The organism is Roseateles sp. P4_D2 (genome assembly GCF_056401875.1).
In genome coordinates, this window is record NZ_JBFUIM010000005.1 from 67,089 (window position 1) to 87,341 (window position 20,253).

Genomic DNA, 20,253 nt, shown 5'->3' on the forward strand with positions numbered 1-20,253 from the left:
CCCCCAAGGGGGCGCCAGTGCCCTTCGGGCGGCCGGGCGGGCACTGCTGATGGCCCAGCAAATCAACCTGCTCACGCCGATCCTGCTGGCACCCAAGCGCTATTTCTCGGCGCTGACGCTGGTGCAGGCCACGGGCCTGCTGTGCCTCGCGGGCCTGGCTGCGGCGCTGTGGCTGCAGCAGCGTGACCGCAGCGCCGAAGCCCAGCATCAGGTCGTTCTCGCGCAATACGCGACGGAGCGCCAGCAGTTGACCGTGGCCCGCGCCAACCTGCCCGCGCCACTGGATGCCGCCACGGTGCAGCAGCAACTGCTGCCACTGGCGGCCGGCAACGCTGATCGCCGTGCGCTGCTGCAGGTGCTGGGCGCCGACGCAGCCGGGCAGCGCCATTCCGACCTGCTCGCACTGATCGCGCGCACCCTGCCCGAACCGGCCTGGCTCAGCGAGTTGCGCTACACGCCGGGCCGAGTCGAACTCGTCGGCGGCACGCTGGACACCGCCATGCTGAGGCCCTGGCTGGCCAGGCTCGCGGTCCATCCGCTGTTAGCCGGTCAACAGCTGTCGGCCCTGCGCGTCGAGCGCCTGGGGGCACCTGGCACCGAGACGGGCGGCAACCCGCTGCTGTCGCGTGACAGCCCGCTCGTCAGCACCGGCCTGCCGGTCTGGGCCTTTCGCGTGGTCAGCGCGCCGGCCCATGCGGCCAGCGCCGCAACCGGAGGCGCACGATGAAGGCGCAGACGACGATCGATCTCGCGCTGCTGCGGCGCCGCCTCGCGCCCTTGCTGCAGCGCTGGGAACGCCAGGCCAAGCGCATCGATGCGCTCAGCCTGCGTGAGCGCGCCATCCTGTTCCTCAGCATCGTGGCCGTGCTGGCCCTGCTGTTCGACTCCTTTGTGCTCGCGCCGCAGTCCGCCCGCGCCAAGCTGCGCAGCAACGCTCAGGCGCAGCAGGCCGCCGAGATCAGCAAGCTGCGCGAGCAGTTCATCAGCGCCAGCGGCAGCGGCGGCACGCCGGCCGAGCAATTGCAAGTCCAGCTCGAAAGCGCCCGCAACGAGCGCCAGCGCCTGGACAGCGAATTGCGCCAGGCCAGCACCGTCAACCCCGCCGAAGGGCTGTCGGCCCTGCTGCAGCGTGTGCTGGCCCAGCAGCCCGGTCTGGTACTGGAACGACTGACGCTGCTGGACGACACGCCCGTCAGCCTGCCGTCTGCATCGGCATCGGCAGCAGGCAACGCGCTGCCACCGAGCATGCCAGGCATGAGCTGGCAGGGTGTCGAGCTGCAGCTGCAAGGCAGCTACCGCGACACCCAGCACTATGTGCAGGCCCTGGAACGCGAACTGCCGGCGTTGCGTTGGGGCGAGATGCGCCTGAGCAGCGGCGGCCCCAACGAGGTGCCGCGCCTGCTGGCCCGGATCTATCTGCTGAAGGTGCAGCCATGAGAGCGGCATTCATCGCCCTGCTGTTCGCTGCGCCGCTGGCCCAGGCCGCCGACGAACCCACCCGCGACCCCACGGCCTGGCCACCCGCGCTGCGCAGCGCCATGGCGGCCTCGGCCGCACCGGCTGCCTCTGGCGTTGCGCCGGCCGACAACGCCATCCGCCAGGTCGTCTTCGCGGGAGGCCGCGCGTATGTCGTACAGCGCGGCCGCCGCTATGGCGTGGGCGAACAAATCGAAGGCGCACGCATCGAGCGCATCACCGAACAGGCCGTTTGGCTGCGCGAGGCCGGCCAGGTCCGGCGCGAGCCGCTGTATGGCGGCGTCGAGAAGCGCCCGCCTCCGGAGGCGGCCCGGGCTGCATCCGGCGTGAAGAAATCCAAGGAGAAGCCATGAAGGCCCCCGTCCATCGACTCCTGCTGGCCAGCTCAGCCGCTGCGCTGCTGGCAGCAGGACTGTCAGGTTGTGCCGACAAGCCGCTGCGCGTGGCCCAGCCCAGCCAGGCCCTGCGCGAGGAGCTGCAGGCCCAGCGAGCCGCCCCCGCCGCCTCTGGCGTGCCCGCACCGGTCGTGGTGGCGACGCCCGTACCACCGCCCGCCCCCGCGCTGCCGCCCGAGCCACGCTTCGACCTCATCGTCAATGGCGCGCCGGCCCGTGACGTCTTCCTGTCCCTGGTCAGCGACACGCGCTACAGCATGCTCGTGCATCCCAGCGTGTCGGGCCAGTTGTCGGTCACCCTCAAGGGCGTCACGGTGCGCGAATCGCTGGACGCCATCCGCGATGTCTACGGCTTCGACTATTCCATCGACGGCCGCCGCATCACCGTCTTTCCGCCCACGCTGCAGACCCGCGTCTTCACGATCAACGCGCTGGCCCACCAGCGCAGCGGCCGCAGCGAGGTTCGCGTCAGCTCCGGCGCCGCGCCGGCCAGCAGCCAGAACGGCGCCGCCGGTGCAAGCGGCAACACTGGCAGCGCCACCGGCGGCAGCACGACCACGGTCCAGCAGCAGGAGAGCAGCCAGCTCAGCACCAAGGTGTCGAGCGATTTCTGGGGCGAGACCAACAACGCGCTGAAGGCCCTGGTCGGCAGCGGCGAGGGCCGCGCCGTCATCACCAGCCCGCAGACCGGCACGGTCGCCGTGCGCGCCATGCCGGAGGAGCTGCGCCACGTCGAGGCCTGGCTGAAGGCGACGCGCATCGCCGTCGAGCGCCAGGTCATGCTGGAGGCCAAGATCGTCGAGGTCGAGCTGCGCGAGGGTTACCAGAGCGGCATCGACTGGTCGCGCATCGGCGAGCGCAGCGCCATCGGCCAGACCAGCGTCAACCCTTCCATCCCTAGCGGCGTCAGCAGCATCATCAATCCGCTGGTCAGCAACACGCGCGGGCTGCCCACCCTGTCCAGCGGCACGCAAAGCCCGGCCTGGCCCGACCTCATCCCCCTGCCCTCATCCGGCGGCGGCACGCTAGGGCTGGCGCTGGCGCGCGGCGGCTTCCAGGCGCTGCTGGCCTTCGTCGAAAGCCATGGCGACACGCAGATCCTGTCCAGCCCGCGCATCGCGACGCTGAACAACCAGAAGGCCGTGCTGAAGGTCGGCACCGACGACTACTTCATCACCGGCATCAGCGGCAGCAACAGCGGCACCAATACCGGCACCAACGGCACGAACGGCACCACCAACCAGATCCCGACGCTGACGCTGACGCCTTTCTTCAGCGGCATCGCGCTGGACGTGACGCCGCAGATCGACGCGGCCGACATGATCACCCTGCACATCCACCCCTCGGTCTCCAACGTGACCGAGAAGATCAAGCAGGTCGATCTCGGCTCGGTCGGCAACTTCCGCCTGCCGCTGGCCAGCGCCAGCGTCAACGAGAGCGACACCGTGGTGCGCATCCCCGACGGCCACATCGTCGCCATCGGCGGCCTGATGCAGATGGAAGCCACGCGCCGCGGCTCGGGCGTGCCGGGTGCCGACAGCAACCCGCTGACGTCCATGCTGTTCGGCAATCGCGCCAACAACGGCCGCAAGCGCGAGCTCGTCGTCCTCATCAAGCCCAGCATCATCCGCAGCGCGGAGGACTGGGAGCAGCACAACCGCCTGGTCAGCGAGTCCCTGGACGACACCGAAGGCCGCTCGCGGCGCGTGATCCGGGTGGATGGCGCGGCGGCGGCGCCACAGAAGTAAGCGGTGGCGGGAAAAGTAGCCGGGTCCGCATCCGTGCCCATTCGTACAGCGTGGACGGTCGCAGCCGTCGCGGCCGTCGCGGCCGTCGCACTAGCGCTGGCCGCAGGCAGCTGGCTACTGAACCGATCGGCCGAGGCGCCCACCTCACTGCCGCCCACCCAGCCAGCCCCGCCCTCGGCAACACTTCTAGGAACGTTGCTACAGCCGATCGTTGACGCGAAGGCCGATGCCGCTACCCAGCCGGCGAGCGCGGCCACGCCGGCTGCGCTTCCCCCGTCTCTGCGCACGCCGGCCTCATCGACACCCGATGAACTGCGCACGGTGCAGCTTGCGTTGGAAGAGGGCGCGACGCCAGCGCAGGCGCGCAAAGCAGCCGACGTGCTCGAGCGATGCGAGCATGCGACCCAGACAATCGAATTCGCGTACAGCGTACGCGACCAGGGCGGCCCGCTGCGGCAAGTGTTCGAGAAGACTCCTGGCTTCAACATGGACCAATGGATCAAGGAGAAGCAGGACTTGCAGCGACGCTGCCAGTTCTTCGACACGGCCACCCTGGCGCGCAGGGGCGAGTTTCTGAAGCGAGCCTACGAGGGAGAGCTCCCTGGCATGGCGCTGGCGTACCTGCTGTGGCTCAACGCCCATGCCAACCAGGCCGTCGCCGCACCGGAACTGCTCGGCAAGCTGCAGCGCGAGGTGCGGCAGACCGCCGAGGACGGCGACCTGGAGGCGTTGTCGACCTACGTCCATTCATTCGGCGCGCTGGGCGAGACGGCGATGCAGCGGCAGGCCTACAAGGAAGCGTGGCTGCGCATCCTGACTGAAATGTCCGGCCCGGCGGCGACCAAGGAAAGCCGCGATTCGATGGAGAACGTCGAGAAGATGATGCGCCAAGGGCGCTGGGCGCCGCCGGCGCTGAGCGCCGACGAACAGCGCGAGACCGATGTGCTGACGGAGCGTGTGGTTGATGCCTGGCGCAAGCGCCACTAGGAGGCTCGGGCCGGAGCGCCCTCAGCGCGAGCTGGCCGGCAGCGCGCCCGGCAAATGCGTTGCCTCCCAACCGAGCAGCTTGCGTATCTCCCCTGGCACCGGCAGCGGCTGAACGCCCTCCGGCACACGAGCGAGTTCAAAGCGGCGCAGCTCCGGGCTGCGGAAGACCGCCCCTTCGTAGGCCAGCAGCGCCTTGCCGGTGGCCTCCACACCTGGCGCTGACTGGCGAAGGGCGTCGAGGCTGGCGAAGTGGGCCTGGCAAGCCGCTGCCAGCAGTGGCGCCCAGCTGATCAGCGGTTGGCCGCTGCCCGCGCGCAGATAGACGTTGCCGTCGACGCGGCTCATCATGGTCTGCGTGACCTTGCCGCAGGTGACCGCCGCCTGTTCGACGCGCAGCAGCGGACCCTTCACCGCGGCATCCGCCACCAGCAGATTGCCTTCGAACACATGGCCGACACGCTCGCTGACGCCCGGCCCGGTCTGCGGGTGCCAGCCGCCGTTAAGCTCATCGAGAGCGGGAGATCGATCTCAACAACGCAGCCCACGCGACCCAACCCTTGCCTATGCCATAGAAACCAACGGCTACTCCGCAGGCGACCAGAAAAAAGCATGCGGCAAGTGCCATCCCACGATCTAGATCCAGAACATATGCGAGCCCCGCCCCAATTGCCGCAAGGATGAATCCTAGAAACCCAACTATCAGCGGCCTAACAATGGGTCGATCGAAGTAACGCATTGGTTGCACTCCAAAGACTAGGAGGCGAGTGACCTGATCTGTTTAGCCAATTAAGCTTCTAATGAGCTTTGGTTGCAGATAATTCCTTCGATCTGCGAAGCCGCTGCACCTCGTTCAGACAAATTGCATTTATTTTCGAGTAAATTGCAAATACCAAAGCGATTGCGATTACTCCGAAAACAATTGCAGGTGGCGCGCGTCCGATGCTGGCCAAATGCTTCCAAAGAAAAACACTGGCGACCCCAACTGTAACCATTAGAGCCACCCCAACAAAAACATACAGCGACAGCCGCAAGTATTTTCTCATGCCTATTGCCCACAAGAATTCCCAAACCTAAGACCTTCGACGATGGCGCTGCCGAGTGCGGCGCCCGCTACTCCGCCGAGTCCGCCCATCACCACATTTTTTGCCACGCCGTTTGTCATAAATCCCGTAACGAAGCCAGCGACGCCTCCGCCAATTCCCCCACCGACGATTGCGGCGTGTGAATCACGCATCCCGTCCTGCGCGAGTTCATAGGCGAACACTCCGCCGACGAGTCCTCCAAATCCATCACGAACCGGCACCCCGCCTGAACCCATAACCGCTGCGGCGGCGCCACCCAGCGAAGAATTTCCAACCGTTGACGAGCCAATGAAGCCAGCAAGATCGCCCATAGCACCGCCGGTCACAGCCGTTACGATGGCCATGGGAAAGCCCCCTCGTTGAAATCCATTTATCGCACCCGATAGAACGCCACCTGCGATCCCACCTATTGTCCCGATGGCCTCCTCGGACATGCAGTACAGGCCACTTGGGTCCAAGTAAGAAATTGGGTTGCCGCCGACATACGCATAGTTATTAACTTGACCCGACGCCCAACCGATCGGATCTTCGCTGATGAATCTCATGCAATCCGGCCTGTAATACCTCGCCCGGTAGTAGTACAGCCCTGTGCCATCGTCCTCGCGCCCGGTATAGCGCTGGCTGTCTGTGCTGGTGCCGGTGGTGGCAATGGGGCTGCCATACGGCGTGTACTGAAAGCTCTTCTGCACATTGCCCGCGCCGTCGGCCTGCACCACGGTGCTGTTGTTGGCCTCGGCCATGACCCAGCTCAGGCTGGGCTGGGCGTTGACGGTGGTCTGGCGCATGAAGTGCTGGTCGATGCCGCCGGTGATGAGGTTGGCCCGGATGTTGCCGCTTCTGCCCAGCGCATCCAACTCCTGGATGAAGTTGTCGCCGTCGTAGTTAAAAGCCGTTGTCGCTGAACCGAGCGTGCGCGAGACGCGCCGGCCCTGGCTGTCGTACTTGAAGCCGGCATTGGTCATCGTGTTGTTCACGCTGACAAGCTGGTCCCGCGCATCCCAGGTGTAGGTCGTGACTCCGTCACCCGTCATGTTGCCGTTCAGGTCATGGCTGAAGGTCTTGCCGCCCCAGGTGAGCAATCGGTTGGCGGCGTTGTAGCTGGCGTCGGTGATGTCGGGCTGCTGCGTGCCGATGAAGTTGGCCAGGTCGCCGCTGACGCCGGTGCGCCGGCCCGCCAGGTCATACGTATAGCCACCCTGCGCGATGACGCTGCCATCGGCCTTGAGGTACTTCAGCGTCTTGACCTCGCCCGCATCCGTGTACGTGGTGTTCACGCTCATGCCGCCGGTGTAGGTGGTTTTGGTGGGCCGGTTGGCGTCGTCGTACTGGAAGGCCACCGTCTGTGCCTGGTTGCCGTTGCTGGCCCCAGGGGTTTGGCTGATCAACGTGAGCCGGTCGGCGTTGTCCCAGGTGTAAGTCAGCGTGGGCTGGGCCACCTGGCTGCCTGCCGGACCGTTCTTGAGAGTCATGGTCGCGCGCCGGCTGGCCTTGTCGTAGGTGTAGTTGACCTCGCCTTGGTCGGTGCTCTCCTGGGTCAGGCGGTCCAGCGTGTCGTAGGCGCGGGTGATGGTCTTGCTCACGCCGCCCTGGGTGTCGACGATCTGCGTCAAGCGGTTGGCGTTGTCCCAGGTGAGGGTCACCGTGCTGGTGTAGGCGGTGGGGTTGGCCGCCGTGGCGCCGAAGCCGATGGTCTTGACGCGACCCAGGTTGTCATAGGTGACGCCGCTGAGCTGGCCTTTGCGGTCGGTGCGCTGCTTGAGCCGGCCGCCGGGCTCGTACAGGTAGCTCTCCACCTTGCCCAGCGGGTCGGTCTTGTCCTTGACCTGGCCGGTGGGCCAGTAGGTGTAGCCGGTCGTCTGGTTCTTGGCGTCGGTGTGGCTGAGCAGTTGGCTGTTGTTGTCGTAGCTGAATGTGGTGAGGCCGCCCAGCGCGTCCGTGACCTGCGTGAGGCGGTTCATGGCGTCCCAGGTATTGATGGTGGTGTTGCCCAGGGGGTCAGTGGTGGTGGTAACGCGCCCGACCGCATCGGTGAGTTGCTTGGCTGTGCGGCCCAGTGGGTCGGTCGCGCTGAGCGGGTCGGCGCTGGCATAGCTGAACAGGCTGGTCTTGCCCAGGGCGTCGCTCGTGCTGATGAGCAGGCCTTGGTCGTCGTAGGCGAAGGTGGTGACGTGGCCCAGCGGGTCGGTGACGCTACGCAGGTTGCCGCGGGCGTCGTAGCGCAAGGTGTGCGTGTGGCCCAGCGGGTCGGTCACGGTCAGGGGTTGGTTGAAGACCGTGTCGTAGGTGGCGCTGGTGACGACGGCATCCGCGGTGCCGGCCAGGCGCGTGAGCGTCTTGAGGTTGCCGACTGTGTCGTAGCCGAAGGTGGTCTGCCGGTTCAGCGGATCAGTGAGGCTGGTCAGCAGGTTGTCGGTGTATGTGAAGGTGGTGGTTTGCTGCTCGGGCTGCCCGATCGCCGCAATGTTCTTGATGACGTTGCCGCGAGCGTCGAACTGCACGCGCCGCCCGATGGTGCGGCGGTCGATGAGGTCGGTCTGCAAGGAGGCGGGCAGCGTCACTGCGCCGCCAGCGCAAGGCGGCTGGGTCGCCGTGGTGGAGTACCAATAACTGAAGGTCGAGCCGTCGGCCAGGGTTTGGGATTTAACGCGGCCGGTCTCGTAGTTGTTCAGCGCGGGGCTGCTGGCGCCAGAGCTGCAGTTGCCCGCAGGAATGTTGACGGTCTCGTACGTGTTGGAGATCACCAGTTTGCTGTTGGGGTCGGTCACCTCCTTCAAGCGATTGGTGGCCGTCCACGCATTCCACGACGTCTTCGTCCCGAGCAAGAACGACGCGAAATCTTCAGACGAGCTGGTGCGGATCTTCTTGAGCCTGGCTGACAAAGAGCCGGACACCGGGCTGGTCATTGCAAGGGAACCTGAACTTGCCGAGCTTGGCCGTTTCGTGGTGACCCGAGAACCCAAAGACATCGGTCGGTTCAAGACGCCCAGTCTGCGTAACGTCGGCCTGACGGCTCCGTACATGCACGACGGTAGCGTGCCAACGCTGGCCGAGGCGGTCGACCTAGAGGTGTATTACCGAAGTCGTACCAGCGGGCGGCCTTTGATTCTGCTTGACGCAGAGAAGGCGGACATCGTGGCTTTCCTGCAGACCTTGACGGCGGATGATCTGCAACGGCGTTAGGTGAGGACGGCGCCCACAACGGCTCCCTCGGTGAAGTTCGGCGAGCGTTGCCGGCGAAGACTCCGACACGCTGGCCGACGATCGCGCCGCTTTGCTGCCCCATGGCTGGCTAGCAATGGCCTGTATGTCGACCGGCTTCCCATGCCCAGCCTGGCCTTCTCCCATGCCACGTTGGGACCGACCTGGTGATCGCGGAGCTGCTGAGCTTCTGCGTGATCAGCTCAGCGGGCCGCGGGGAGCGCGCCCGGCTGGTGGCTGGCCTCCCAGCCCAGCAGTTTGCGCACCTCGGCCGGTATCGGTAGCGGCTGGACCCCGTCCGGCACGCGCGCCAGCTCAAACCGCCGCAGCTCCGGGCTACGAAACACCGCCCCTGCGTAGGCCGGCAGCGCCCGGCCCCTTGCCTCCGCACCCGGCACCGCCTGGCGGAGGGCGTCGAGGCTGGCGAAGTGGGCCTGGCAAGCCGCTTCCGGCAGCGGCGCCCAGCTGATCAGCGGTTGGCCGCTGCCCGCACGCAGATAGACATTGCCGTCGACGCGGCTCATCATGGTCTGCGTGACCTTGCCGCAGGTGACCGCCGCCTGTTCGACGCGCAGCAGCGGACCCTTCACGGTGGCATCGGCCACCAGCAGATTGCCCTCGAAGACATGGCCGACGCGCTCGTTCACGCCCGGCCCGGTCTGCGGGTGCCAGCCGAAGTGATCGGCCTCGGCACTGCGCTCATTGCGGTCGATCAATGCGGGTGAGTTGACGAAGGTGTTGTGCAGAACCCGCGCATCCGAACTGTTCAGGATGCGGATGCCCTGCACGTTGTTCACGAACACATTGCCGGCCACGACGATGCCCTTCGAGATCTCGAAGAACAGGCCCGCCATCGTGCCCTCGACGTAGTTGTTGACGAAGACGCCGCCGACATTGCCCACGTCGTACCAGACACCATTGGAGTTCGGCTGCTCGACGATGAGGTTGTCGCGCACGGTGACGCGGTAGGACTGGTTGAAGATCTTCACCGCTGCCGGGAAATAGCCGGTCAACTTCTCCACGTTGTTGCGCCGGATGAGGTTGCGCTCCAGCAGCACGTCCGACGAGCCGATGACATAGATGCCCTCGGTGCCGGTGTCGCTGATGAGGGAGTTGCGGATGACGAGCCCGTCGCCGCGGAAGTAGCCGGCCACGCGCGAGCAATGGCTGATGGTGACGTTCTCCAGCAGCGTGCCCATGACCTCCTTGCCGTGCTCGCTTTCAGGTGACGGGCCGACGGGATCGTCGGTCGGTTCTTCCGACACCAGCGTCGACGGCTTCTTGCCCTCGATGTCGATGGCCCGGTAGGCGTATTGCGTGAAGGTGATGCCGCGCAGAGTCGGGCCCTTGCGGTCCGACGGCTTGCCGTGGACTTCGCGCGAGGGGCGGTGCAGGGCGATGTCGTGCGCCGTGATCTCGACGAGGCGACCGGTCGGGTCGGCGCCGATGTAGACATGACCCTTGGCGTAGTCGACGTAGTAGGCCTTGGCACTGACCTCGCCTTCCCAGCCCGCGGACTGCAGCGGCTCGCCGTCGATGAAGACCATGTCGTTGTTGAAGCGGTGCAGCGGCGTCTTCATGCCCTCACGCTCGCGTTGCCACCAGCCCAGCGGCTGGGCCGGGAACAGCGTGGCCCATTTCGTGCGCCAGACGTTGTTGCCCAGGCTCTGCCACTCGGTCGCCATGCGCGTGCCCTTGAGCACAGGCACTTCATCCAGATAGGGCTGGATGGTGATGCCCTGGTTGAGCTGCAGCCCACCGGTGCGGTAGGTGCCGCCGCGCATGACGATGGCGTCGCCGGTGACGACGCGCGTCACTGCAGTTTCGATGGACGTGGCCTCGTTGACCGATGCGCCGGAAGCCTCGGCCTTGCCGTCTGGCGCCACGAAATAGACGTGCGGCGCCTTGGGCACCGCGTAGCGTTGCGGCACCGGACCATAAGGGCCGCCCGAGGGCTGGGCCATGGCGGTGGTGGCCAGGATCTGTGCGGCCAGCAAGCCGAGAGCGCCGATCCAGCGGCGGGATGGGAGCAAGGACATCGTGCGGTCTCCATGCGCCTGAAGGTAGCGCTACCAATTGCAATGGCGCGCACGCTATCACTGTTTGCACCGCGCCGAGGCGCCTGGAGATCCGCCGCGTGACTTCAGCGCGGCTTGGGACCCACCAGGCCCAGCGCCAGCGCAATGCCGACCAGCACGATGGCGCCACCCGCCACCATCTGGGACGTGATGGCTTCCTGCAGGAAGAGCGCCCCCCACAGGATGGCAAAGAGCGGGATGAGAAAGGTCACCGATACCGCGTTCGTCGGCCCGACTCGGCTCATCAGCCGGAAATAGAGGATGTAGGCCAGCGCCGTGCACAGGCCGGCAAGCGCCAGCGCCGAGCCCCAGGCGACGTTGCTCGGCATGGCGGCCGGCCACAGCCAGGCGGCTGGCAGCGCCAGCAGCACGGCGGCGGCGAACTGGCTGCCAGTGGCCACGGCGAGAGGAGAAACGCCGGCGAGATAGCGCTTGGTTGCGTTCGCCGCGATGCCGTAGCAGAGGGTGGCCGTCGCGCAGGCCAGCACGGCCCAGAAGCCCGAATGGTCCTCGCCGGGCTTGAAGCCGGCCTTGTCCCAGGCCAGGAAGGCCACGCCCGCAAAGCCGATGACGAGGCCGAGCACGCGCCATGGTGTCAGCCCCTGGCGCAACCAGACGAAGGCGACGACGGCCGTCCACAACGGCGTCGTCGCGTTGACGATGCTGGACAGGCCGGCCGTGATCGACAGGGCCGCGAAGGAGAACAACGCAAACGGGATGGCGCTGTTGAGCGCGCCGACGAGCAGCAAGCCCTTCCAGTGATTGCGCAGGTCAGCCAGATTGCCGCGCGCTGCCAGCAGCGGGATCAGCATGGCGCTGGCCAGGCCGACGCGCACGGCCGCCAGCGCGATTGGCCCGAACTCATGGGCCCCGAGGCGCATGAACAGGAAGGAGGCGCCCCAGAGCGCGGCGAGCAGTACCAGCTCGCCGATGTCGAAAGCCTTCATGCGGTAGCACCCTCCAGGCTCAACAGGGCCTGCTTGCGCTCCAACCCGCCGGCATAACCGGTCAATGAGCCATCGGCGCCAACAACGCGATGGCAGGGCACGAGGACGGAGATCGGGTTGCGCCCGACTGCGGCGCCGAGCGCTCGTGCTGCGCTGGCGCGCCCCAAGCGCTCGGCCAATGCGCCATAAGTCGAGGGCTGCCCCGGAGCGATGGCCAGCAGCGCCTGCCAGACCTCGCGCTGAAAGGCCGTGCCGGCCGGGTCCAGCGGCGGCAGGTCGAAAGACTTGCCGCTGAAATAGGCCGTCAGCGCGGCTTCGGTGGCCGACAGGACGGCGTCGCTGCCGTCGTCCTCAGGCGCGTCAAGCGCGCCGGGATGGTGCTTCTGCCCGTCAAACCACAGGCCCGACAGGCCCGTGGCGCTGCGTGCGGCCGTCAGCGGGCCGAGTGGGGTTTCGATCCTGCGTTGCAAAACGTGATGGTTCATCGAGTAACTCCGATCTTTCTGATTGGCCGCGCGACTGCCGCGGAACTGGCTTTGTCAGGCCGCTGGCAGTGCCCCCTTGAGGGCGCGCGCGAAGCGCGTACGGGGTGGGTCAAGCCCTTCTCCAGAGATGAAGGACGGCGTAGCTGCGGTAGGGGCGATAGTGCTCCGCGGCTTCGAGATAGGCCTTGGGCGACAGCAACGGGCCTTCGCGGCTCAGGGCCTTGCGCAAGACAACGTCGCCGGGGGGGAAGGCGTCGGGCCAGCTCCAGCCCCGCATCAACATGTAGCCGGCTGTCCAGGGGCCGACGCCGGGGATGGCCGTCAGCTCGGCGGCAGCGGCTTCTGGTGAACCCTCGTGGCGGGCAAAGGCCAGCGTCGGCCAGGCCTGGGCCAGGGCGATGAGGCTGTCAGCACGCCGGCCAATGATGCCGAGTGACGCGATGTCGTCGCGCGTCGCCTCGGCAATGCGCTCGGGTGTGGGGAACAAGCGTTGGCAACCTTCGGGTGCGTCGGACAAGGCTTCGCCGAAACGCTCGACGAAACGGCCGGCGAGTGTGCGAGCGGCGGCCACGGTGACCTGCTGGCCCAGGACGGCGCGTACCGCCAGCTCGAAGCGGTCCAGGCAACCCGGCAGCCGCTGGCCTGCGACGGCCGCCTCGCCCAACGCAGCGGCGATGGCCTCGGGTTCGGCGTCCAGGTCCAGCCAGCGGCGCAACAGCGGCAATAGCGAGCCGACGGCAGGCCAGAGCGTGGGGGACAGTTCGACGCCGACCTCTCCCGCCTTGGCGAAGCTCACGCGCAGCCAGCCGGCATGGCGCCGGCCGGCGTGAGTCAGCGCCAGGGAGCGTGTGACGCCGCCCTCCTCCACCCGCTCAACCCCCGTGATCGCACGCGGCGCAAGAAACGCCAGCACGCCAGCCACGTCATAGGGCTGGCGGTAGCTCAGCCGCAGCCGCGACACGGGGGCCGCACCGCCACCCTCGCGCCGCAGGGCTGTGGGCTGCAGGCGGTAGTGCTCGACGAAGGCGGCGTTGAAGCGCCGCAGGCTCGCATAGCCGGCCGCGAAGGCGATCTCGCTGACGGGCAGCGTGCTGTCGGTCAGCAGGGCCTTGGCGAGCAGCAGGCGGCGCGTCTGCAAGTATTGCAAGGGCGACACGCCGTGCTCGGCCTGAAAGATGCGGCGCAGGTGCCGGCTCGTGATGCCGAGATGGGCTGCCAGGTCTTCGACGCTGGCCTCGGCGTCATCGCAGGCATCCAGCCAGGCAGCGGCCTGCTGGGCGAGCGTTCGCGAGGCGTCCATCGTCGTCCACGGCAGGGCGCGCGGTGCCAGCTCGGGCCGGCATTTCATGCAGGGGCGAAAGGCGGCGGCTTCGGCCTGGGCCGCCGTCGAGAAAAAGCGGCAGTTCTCGCGCCGCGGCAGGCGCACCCGGCATACAGGGCGGCAGTAGATGCCGGTGGACGTGACGCCCACGTAGAGCCGCCCGTCAAAGCGCGCGTCGTGCGACTGCAGGACGGCGTAGGCGGCGTCAGGTGGGAGGGTCTCGGACAACATGCAGCCAGTCTAGGACGGGCCCCTGCCAGATCCTGGCAGTTTTCGGACATGCCCCCAGAACTTACTGGAGGTAGCGGCGGCGGATGCGGGCGACGGTGCCGTCTTCTTCAAGCTGGCGGTAGGCCGCGACCCAGCGCCGTGCCTCCGCGGCATCGAGCCCGAGCGACGCGGCCATGTAGAGCGTGGCTTCGCCGAGCGTCGTCTGCAACACGAAGAGCATGCGGGCTTGGCCATACTCGTCCATTGCGGCCTCCAGCATGGGCGTGCCGGCGTAGACGGCATCCAGCGCCTGCTCGCGCAGGAGGCGCAACAGGTCGCGGTAGTCTTTCGCTTCGACGATGGTCTTGAAGCGCTCGGCCCGCAGATTGGCCGCAATGGGTGAGCCGCGCAGCACGCCGATGCGCAGCTCACGCAACTGGTCGAGCTCCAGGCGCGACTCGGTCGCGAGGGTGTAGAGGCCGTAGCGCACCGTCATCAGCGGCACCAGCCACTGGAAGCGGGCCTCGCGGTCCGGCGTCCGCGCCAGCGGAAAGATGCCGTAGTGCCGCCCCTGCTCGACCGTGCGCACCGCGCGCGCCCAGGGGACGTAGCTGACGAGGGCCGGCCTGCCCAGGCGCTGGGCCATGGCAACGGCCAACTCGTGGGCGAAGCCGCGTGGGCCACCGCTCGCCTCCCACGCAAAGGGTGGCAGATTCCCGGCCACCCACTCCAATGGCGGCGCGGCCTGGGCCGTGCCCAGCAGTACAGCCGGGGCGAACAGCAGGCAGCGGCGGGACAACAGCATGCCCCGACTCTAAGCCGGGTGAAGGCCGTTCTACATCGCCTTGAACAGATGAACGTAGGCGCGGCTGACAGGCAGCTCGCGAGCCTGGCCGCGAATGCGCACGAAGAGCCGGCTCTGCTCGTCGCGGCGCGTGCCGGCGAGGTGGTCGAGGTTGATGATGGTGGAGCGGTGCACCTGCCAGAAGCGGTCGGGGTCCAACTGGCCACCGAGCTCGAAGATGGGCGTGCGGATCAGGTGTTCGGCAGTGGCCGTCTGCACGACGGTGTACTTGTCGTCTGCGTGGAAGAACAGCACTTCATCGACGGGAATCTGGTGCATCAGCTCCCCTTGGGCGGCGCGGATATAGCGCAGCCGTGCCGATGCGGCGGTGGGCAGAAGCCGCTTGAGCGTCTCGGCCAGCGCATCGTCGCCAGCCGGCGGTGGCGCCTCCTGGCGCAGACGCGTCACACACGCGGCCAGGCGCTCGGCTTTCAGCGGCTTGAGCAGGTAGTCGACGGCGCGGGCCTCGAAGGCTTCGACAGCGTACTGGTCATAGGCCGTCACGAAGACAACGCGCGTTGCACCCTCAATGCCCTGGGCCACCTCCAGGCCGGTCAGGCCGGGCATCTGGATGTCCAGAAAGGCCAGGTCGGGCTCGAGGTCGGCGATGGCTTCGGCGGCCTCGACGCCGTTGGCGGCGATCCTGACGATCTGCAGCTCGGGCCAGGCCTGGGCAAGCTGGGCCTTCAGGTATTGGGCCAGGTGGGGTTCGTCGTCGGCGATGAGGGCTGTCGTCATGGTGTTCAGGCAGAAAAGGGAATGCAGATGCGGGCGCGGGTGCCGCCGCCTTCGCGGGGTTGAAGTTCGAGCGTGGCGCGCAGGCCCCAGCGGGCTTTGAGCCGCTCGCGGATGTTGTCGAGGGCGACGCCGTTGCCACCTCGCCGTTTCGGGGCGTCCAGCCCCTGGCCATCGTCGTCGACATCGATGACCAGCGTGTCGGCCTCACGCCGCGCGCTGACGACGATCTCGCCGCCGGCGATCTTGGGCTCCAGGCCGTGGTGGATGGCGTTCTCCACCAGCGGCTGCACGAGCAGCGGCGGCAATTCGATGCCGTTCAACTCAGCGGGCAGCTCCAACCGCACGCGCAGCCGCTCGCCCATGCGCAACTGCATCAGCGCGAGGTAGGCGTCGAGCATCGCGAACTCCTGGGCCAGTGTCGTCGTGTCGCCGCGCAACTGGCCCAGGCTGGCGCGCAGGTAATCGGTGAAGCGCTCCAGCATCTGCTTGGCCCGCGTCGGGTCGAAGTCGATCAGGCTTTGCACATTGGCCAGCGTGTTGAACAGGAAATGCGGCTCGATCTGGCCCTGCAGCAGCTTGAGCTGGGCCTCGGTCACCCGGGCCTGCAGCATCTCCTGGCGCCACCGCGCGCGGTAGCGAAAGCTCGCCACGACGGAAATGAACACCGAGATCAGCAGGAACTGGCGCCAGAAACCGAAGCTACCCAGCAGCTGCAACGTGTTGCCGTTGCCCATCCAGATGCGGTCGACCAGCCACATGCCAACGACCACGCCAAGCAGCGCGCAGCTGATGGACAACACAGAGAAGAACAGGCCCGAGCGCCAGTCGCGCCAACCCATGACGGTGTCCAGCCAGCGCTGCGGCGCCAGCCGCTCGAAGGCGCGAAAGATGGAGAAGAAGCCGATCGACACGCACAGGCTGACGAGCATGTTGCCTGGCATCAGGGCCTGCCACCAGAAGAGCGAACCGAGATTGCCCTGTTGCAGGCCGGCCATGACGGAAAAAACGGTGCCGAAACCAAGCGTCCAGATCAGGTAGATCAGCAGCCGAAAGCGCATCCGGTCCGGCCGATGTTTCATCAGCACGCGCTGGTGGCGCAGGGCCTGGGCGAATTCCTCGGTGAATGTCATGGGGCGCGAGTGTAGGAAGCCGCGGCGGCATGACCCTTGCATCAGTGACGAATCGACAGCCGATGCGACGGATGGTCGGACACATGCCGTGCCTACAATCCGGCGCGTTTTCAAAACCCAGTATTCGAGGGCATTTCATGCAGGTTCACGCATCCATCTTCAAGGCCTATGACATCCGTGGCGTCGTCGGCCAGACCTTGAACGAGGAGCTCGCAGAGCACCTGGGTCGTGCCTTCGGCACCGAGGCCAAGGCCCTGGGCGAAAAGGCCGTCGCTGTCGGCCGTGACGGCCGCCTGTCGGGCCCCGGCCTGGTCGCAGCACTCGTGCGTGGCCTGCGCTCTACGGGCCTGGACGTCGTCGACATCGGCGCCGTGACCACGCCCATGCTCTATTACGTCGCTGCCACGCGCGGTGCGCACGGCTGCAGCTCCGGCATCATGGTCACGGGCAGCCACAACCCCAAGGACTACAACGGCTTCAAGATGGTGCTCAAGGGCGCCGCCGTCTATGGCGAGCAGATCCAGGGCCTGCGCCAGCGCATCGAAGCCGAGGACTACGCCAAGGGCAAGGGCCGCGGCGCCAAGATGGACATCGTCCCCGAGTACACCCACCGCGTCGTCAACGACTGCAAGCTGGCCCGGCCGATGAAGATCGTCGTCGATAGCGGCAACGGCATCCCCGGCGCCTCTGCCCCGGCCATCCTTCGTGCGCTGGGCTGCGAGGTCATCGACATCTTCTCCAAGGTCGACGGCGACTTCCCCAACCACCATCCGGACCCGAGCCGTCCCGAGAACCTGGAAGACCTGAAGCGCGTCGTCCACGCCACCGGCGCCGAGCTGGGCCTGGCCTTCGACGGCGATGGCGACCGCCTCGGCATCGTCACCAAAGACGGCGAGATGATCATGCCGGACCGCCAGATCATGCTGATCGCGGCCGACATCCTGAAGCGCCAGAAGGGCGCCGAGATCATCTTCGACGTCAAGTGCACGCAGCGCCTGGCACCGTGGATCAAGAAGCACGGCGGCAAGCCGCTGATGTGGATGACCGGCCACTCGCTGGCCAAGGCCAAGCTGAAGGAGACCGGCGCGCCGCTGGCCGGCGAGCTGTCGGGCCACATCTTCTTCGCCGAGCGCTGGTACGGCTTCGACGACGCGATGTACACGGCCGGCCGCATGCTGGAGATCCTGTCGCGGGCCAAGGACCCGAGCGCCGTGCTGCAGGCCCTGCCCAACAGCTTCAACACGCCCGAGATCAACGTGCCCTGCGCCGAAGGCGAGCATCACGAGGTCGTCAAGACGCTGAAGGCCCAGACGACGCTGGCCGACTTCCCCGGTGCGAACGAGCTGATCACCATCGACGGCCTGCGCATCGAGTACGCGGATGGTTTCGGTCTCATCCGCCCGTCCAACACGACGCCCGTGCTGGTGCTGCGCTTCGAAGGCCATACGCCCGAGGCGCTGGAACGCATCCAGCACGACGTGCTGGAGCAACTCAAGCGCGTGAAGCCGGACGCCCAGTTCGCAGCGGGCCACTGATTCCGAAGCGGCCACAGAGCCGCCCAAGACCAATCACAGGGAGAACGACATGCCATTGATCGGAGGCCTGCACATCCTGATCGCGCTGTTCTGCGCGGTCCATGTCGTGCGCAGCGGCCAGCAGCTGTACTGGCTCTTCATCCTGTTCGCCTTCCCATTGCTGGGGAGCGCGGTCTATTTCTTCGCCATCTACCTGCCCAACTCGCGGCTGGACCAAGGCGCACGCAAGGCGGTGTCCGCGGCCGCGCGGGCTCTCGATCCCGGCCGTGAAGTTCGGGAGGCACGCATCGTCTACGACGTGTCGCCCTCGGCCCAGAACCAGATGCGGCTGGCCGAGGCGCTGCTGAATGCCGGCGAGGCCAAGGAGGCCGCCGAGCTGTACGAGGGCGCACTGAAGGGGCCGTTTGCCAGCGACCCCGACCTGCGCTTCGGCGCCGTGCGCGCCCACGTGGAGTGCCAGCGCTTCGACCCGGCGCTGAGCCATCTGCAAGTACTCAAGGCCGAACGGCCCGATTACCGTCCCGACCAGGTCCTGCTGCTGCTTGCACGCTGCTTCGCCGGCACGGGCCGGCAGGCCGAGGCCCGCGAGAACTTCGAAGCAGCAGTGCGCCGGTTCGGCAGCTTCGAGGCCAATGCCGAGTATTCGATCTGGGCCCTGGCCACCGGCGACGCCGCCACGGCTGCCCGCCTGCAGACCGAGATCGATCGCCAGGTCCAGCTCTGGAATCCTGTCAGCCGCGAACTGAATGACCCGGTCATGCGTCGGCTCAAGGCCGCGCACGAGCTGGCACGCAAAGGTGGTTGATGCCTGAGGGCCTCGCGCTGGCCCTGTATGCAACCGCGCTGCGGCTGCTGACGCCCTTTTATCTGCTGCGGCTGTGGCGGCGCGGCGCCAAGGAGGCGCTCTACCGGCACGCCCTCGGCGAACGCCTTGGTTTCTACCCAGGCTCGGCCGAACCTGGCCGGCTGTGGATCCATGCCGTGTCACTGGGCGAGACGCGCGCGGCCAGCGCCCTCATCACGGCCCTGCGCGGGCGCGAGCCCGGCCTGCGCCTGCTGCTGACCCATTCCACGGCAACCGGCCGCGAAGCCGGCCAAGCCCTGCTGCGCGAGGGTGATGCCCAGGCCTGGCTGCCCTACGACACACCCGGCGCCGTGCGCCGCTTCCTGCGCCATTGGCAGCCCAAGGTCGGCGTGTTGATGGAAACCGAGGTCTGGCCGACATTGCAGCGTGAAGCCGAAAAGGCCCGGGTGCCCATGGTGCTGGCCAACGCGCGCCTGTCGGAGAAAAGCCTGCGCCAGGGCCGGCGCCTGGCGGCACTGATGCGGCCGGCGGCGCGCCGCATGACGCTGGCCCTGGCCCAGACCGAGGCCGACGCCGAACGCATCCGCGCGATGGGCATGGCCCGTGTCGAGGTGGCCGGCAACCTGAAGTACGACATCGCGATGGACCCGGCCCTGATCGCCCGCGGCCAGGCTTGGGCCGCCCTCCTGGACGGACCCGTGCTGATGCTGGCCGTCAGCCGCGAAGGCGAGGAGCAGGCGCTTCTTGCCGAGTGGCTCAGGCTGCCCTCCCCTCGACCGCTGCTGGCCATCGTGCCCCGCCATCCCCAGCGTTTCGACGAGATCGCAGCGCTCATTCAGGCTGCCGGCCTGACGCTGGCGCGCCGCAGCCAGTGGGGCGATGAGCCGCCGCCCGAGGCCCTCACCGTCGACGTCTGGCTGGGCGACTCCATGCGCGAGATGCCGCTGTACTACGGCCTGGCCAGCGTCGCGCTGCTCGGCGGCAGTTTCGCGCCACTGGGCGGCCAGAACCTCATCGAGGCCGCGGCCTGCGGCTGCCCGGTGCTGGCGGGGCCGCACACTTTCAATTTCGCCGAGGCGACCGAGCTGGCCATTGCCGCGGGTGCGGCCAGACGCTGTGCCGATCTGTCCGACGCCGTCGCCCAGGGCCTGACACTTTGTGGGGACACTGTGTCACGGCAGACCATGGCGGCACGGGCGCAAGCCTTCTCCCGGGCGCACCAAGGGGCTGCCGCCCGCATGGCGGTGGCCCTGCTTTCAATCATTCCCTGACGG

General features: G+C 67.3%; 18 protein-coding genes. 9 read left to right on the forward strand and 9 right to left on the reverse strand.

Annotation, left to right across the window (positions count from 1 at the left end; genetic code table 11):
* The first annotated feature begins 49 nt into the window (after positions 1-49).
* The 5 genes from AC1DW0_RS10415 to AC1DW0_RS10435 are packed head-to-tail and all read left to right on the forward strand — an operon-like array spanning position 50 to position 4,606.
* The gene (locus tag AC1DW0_RS10415) at positions 50-727 is read left to right on the forward strand and encodes a hypothetical protein (protein ID WP_056202249.1); all 678 of its coding nucleotides are present in this window, start codon (positions 50-52) and stop codon (positions 725-727) included.
* Entirely contained in the window at positions 724-1,437 is a 714-nt protein-coding gene (locus tag AC1DW0_RS10420; protein ID WP_457322774.1) for a hypothetical protein, read from the forward strand. Before AC1DW0_RS10415 ends, AC1DW0_RS10420 begins: the two co-directional genes overlap by 4 nt.
* Complete coding sequence (locus AC1DW0_RS10425; RefSeq protein WP_056202243.1) at positions 1,434-1,829, forward strand: hypothetical protein; 396 nt, start codon at positions 1,434-1,436, stop codon at positions 1,827-1,829. Before AC1DW0_RS10420 ends, AC1DW0_RS10425 begins: the two co-directional genes overlap by 4 nt.
* A complete protein-coding gene (locus tag AC1DW0_RS10430) occupies positions 1,826-3,619 on the forward strand; it encodes a pilus (MSHA type) biogenesis protein MshL (RefSeq protein ID WP_056202240.1) in 1,794 nt (597 codons plus the stop codon). Before AC1DW0_RS10425 ends, AC1DW0_RS10430 begins: the two co-directional genes overlap by 4 nt.
* Positions 3,620-3,652: 33 nt before the next feature.
* Complete coding sequence (locus tag AC1DW0_RS10435; protein WP_477945733.1) at positions 3,653-4,606, forward strand: hypothetical protein; 954 nt, start codon at positions 3,653-3,655, stop codon at positions 4,604-4,606.
* A gap of 21 nt (positions 4,607-4,627) precedes the next feature.
* On the opposite strand, the gene AC1DW0_RS10440 is transcribed toward AC1DW0_RS10435, so the two are convergent.
* On the reverse strand, positions 4,628-5,053 hold the full coding sequence (locus AC1DW0_RS10440) for a hypothetical protein (RefSeq protein WP_477945735.1): 426 nt from the start codon (positions 5,051-5,053) through the stop codon (positions 4,628-4,630).
* Positions 5,054-5,651: 598 nt separating this feature from the next.
* Positions 5,652-8,666: an RHS repeat-associated core domain-containing protein gene (locus tag AC1DW0_RS10445; protein WP_477945737.1), complete on the reverse strand. Its 3,015-nt coding sequence runs from the start codon at positions 8,664-8,666 to the stop codon at positions 5,652-5,654.
* Here AC1DW0_RS10445 and AC1DW0_RS10450 point away from each other — a divergent pair.
* Entirely contained in the window at positions 8,632-8,868 is a 237-nt protein-coding gene (locus AC1DW0_RS10450) for a c-type cytochrome (RefSeq protein WP_477945739.1), read from the forward strand. The genes AC1DW0_RS10445 and AC1DW0_RS10450 overlap by 35 nt on opposite strands.
* Before the next feature lie 221 nt (positions 8,869-9,089).
* Here AC1DW0_RS10450 and AC1DW0_RS10455 read toward each other — a convergent pair whose 3' ends face one another.
* The 7 genes from AC1DW0_RS10455 to AC1DW0_RS10485 form a co-directional block, all read right to left on the reverse strand.
* On the reverse strand, positions 9,090-10,925 hold the full coding sequence (locus tag AC1DW0_RS10455) for a right-handed parallel beta-helix repeat-containing protein (RefSeq protein ID WP_477945741.1): 1,836 nt from the start codon (positions 10,923-10,925) through the stop codon (positions 9,090-9,092).
* A 104-nt stretch (positions 10,926-11,029) separates the two neighbouring features.
* Positions 11,030-11,911 (reverse strand): DMT family transporter, encoded by an 882-nt coding sequence (locus AC1DW0_RS10460; RefSeq protein WP_477945743.1) that lies wholly within the window; start codon positions 11,909-11,911, stop codon positions 11,030-11,032.
* The gene (locus AC1DW0_RS10465; RefSeq protein WP_457352727.1) at positions 11,908-12,396 is read right to left on the reverse strand and encodes a methylated-DNA--[protein]-cysteine S-methyltransferase; all 489 of its coding nucleotides are present in this window, start codon (positions 12,394-12,396) and stop codon (positions 11,908-11,910) included. The genes AC1DW0_RS10460 and AC1DW0_RS10465 overlap by 4 nt, the downstream gene beginning before the upstream one ends.
* A gap of 109 nt (positions 12,397-12,505) precedes the next feature.
* The gene (locus AC1DW0_RS10470) at positions 12,506-13,948 is read right to left on the reverse strand and encodes an Ada metal-binding domain-containing protein (RefSeq protein WP_457325036.1); all 1,443 of its coding nucleotides are present in this window, start codon (positions 13,946-13,948) and stop codon (positions 12,506-12,508) included.
* A 61-nt stretch (positions 13,949-14,009) separates the two neighbouring features.
* Positions 14,010-14,732, reverse strand: a complete 723-nt coding sequence (locus tag AC1DW0_RS10475; RefSeq protein WP_457325035.1) for a substrate-binding periplasmic protein — start codon at positions 14,730-14,732, stop codon at positions 14,010-14,012.
* 30 nt (positions 14,733-14,762) lie between these two features.
* On the reverse strand, positions 14,763-15,509 hold the full coding sequence (locus AC1DW0_RS10480; RefSeq protein ID WP_056202214.1) for a LytR/AlgR family response regulator transcription factor: 747 nt from the start codon (positions 15,507-15,509) through the stop codon (positions 14,763-14,765).
* A gap of 5 nt (positions 15,510-15,514) precedes the next feature.
* The gene (locus AC1DW0_RS10485) at positions 15,515-16,639 is read right to left on the reverse strand and encodes a sensor histidine kinase (protein ID WP_477945746.1); all 1,125 of its coding nucleotides are present in this window, start codon (positions 16,637-16,639) and stop codon (positions 15,515-15,517) included.
* A 137-nt stretch (positions 16,640-16,776) separates the two neighbouring features.
* Here AC1DW0_RS10485 and AC1DW0_RS10490 point away from each other — a divergent pair, with 137 nt between their 5' ends.
* The 3 genes from AC1DW0_RS10490 to AC1DW0_RS10500 are packed head-to-tail and all read left to right on the forward strand — an operon-like array spanning position 16,777 to position 20,250.
* Positions 16,777-18,174, forward strand: a complete 1,398-nt coding sequence (locus tag AC1DW0_RS10490) for a phosphomannomutase/phosphoglucomutase (RefSeq protein ID WP_477945748.1) — start codon at positions 16,777-16,779, stop codon at positions 18,172-18,174.
* A 49-nt stretch (positions 18,175-18,223) separates the two neighbouring features.
* The gene (locus AC1DW0_RS10495; protein ID WP_457324004.1) at positions 18,224-18,979 is read left to right on the forward strand and encodes a tetratricopeptide repeat protein; all 756 of its coding nucleotides are present in this window, start codon (positions 18,224-18,226) and stop codon (positions 18,977-18,979) included.
* Positions 18,979-20,250, forward strand: a complete 1,272-nt coding sequence (locus AC1DW0_RS10500) for a 3-deoxy-D-manno-octulosonic acid transferase (protein ID WP_477945750.1) — start codon at positions 18,979-18,981, stop codon at positions 20,248-20,250. The genes AC1DW0_RS10495 and AC1DW0_RS10500 overlap by 1 nt, the downstream gene beginning before the upstream one ends.
* The last annotated feature ends 3 nt before the right edge of the window (positions 20,251-20,253 follow it).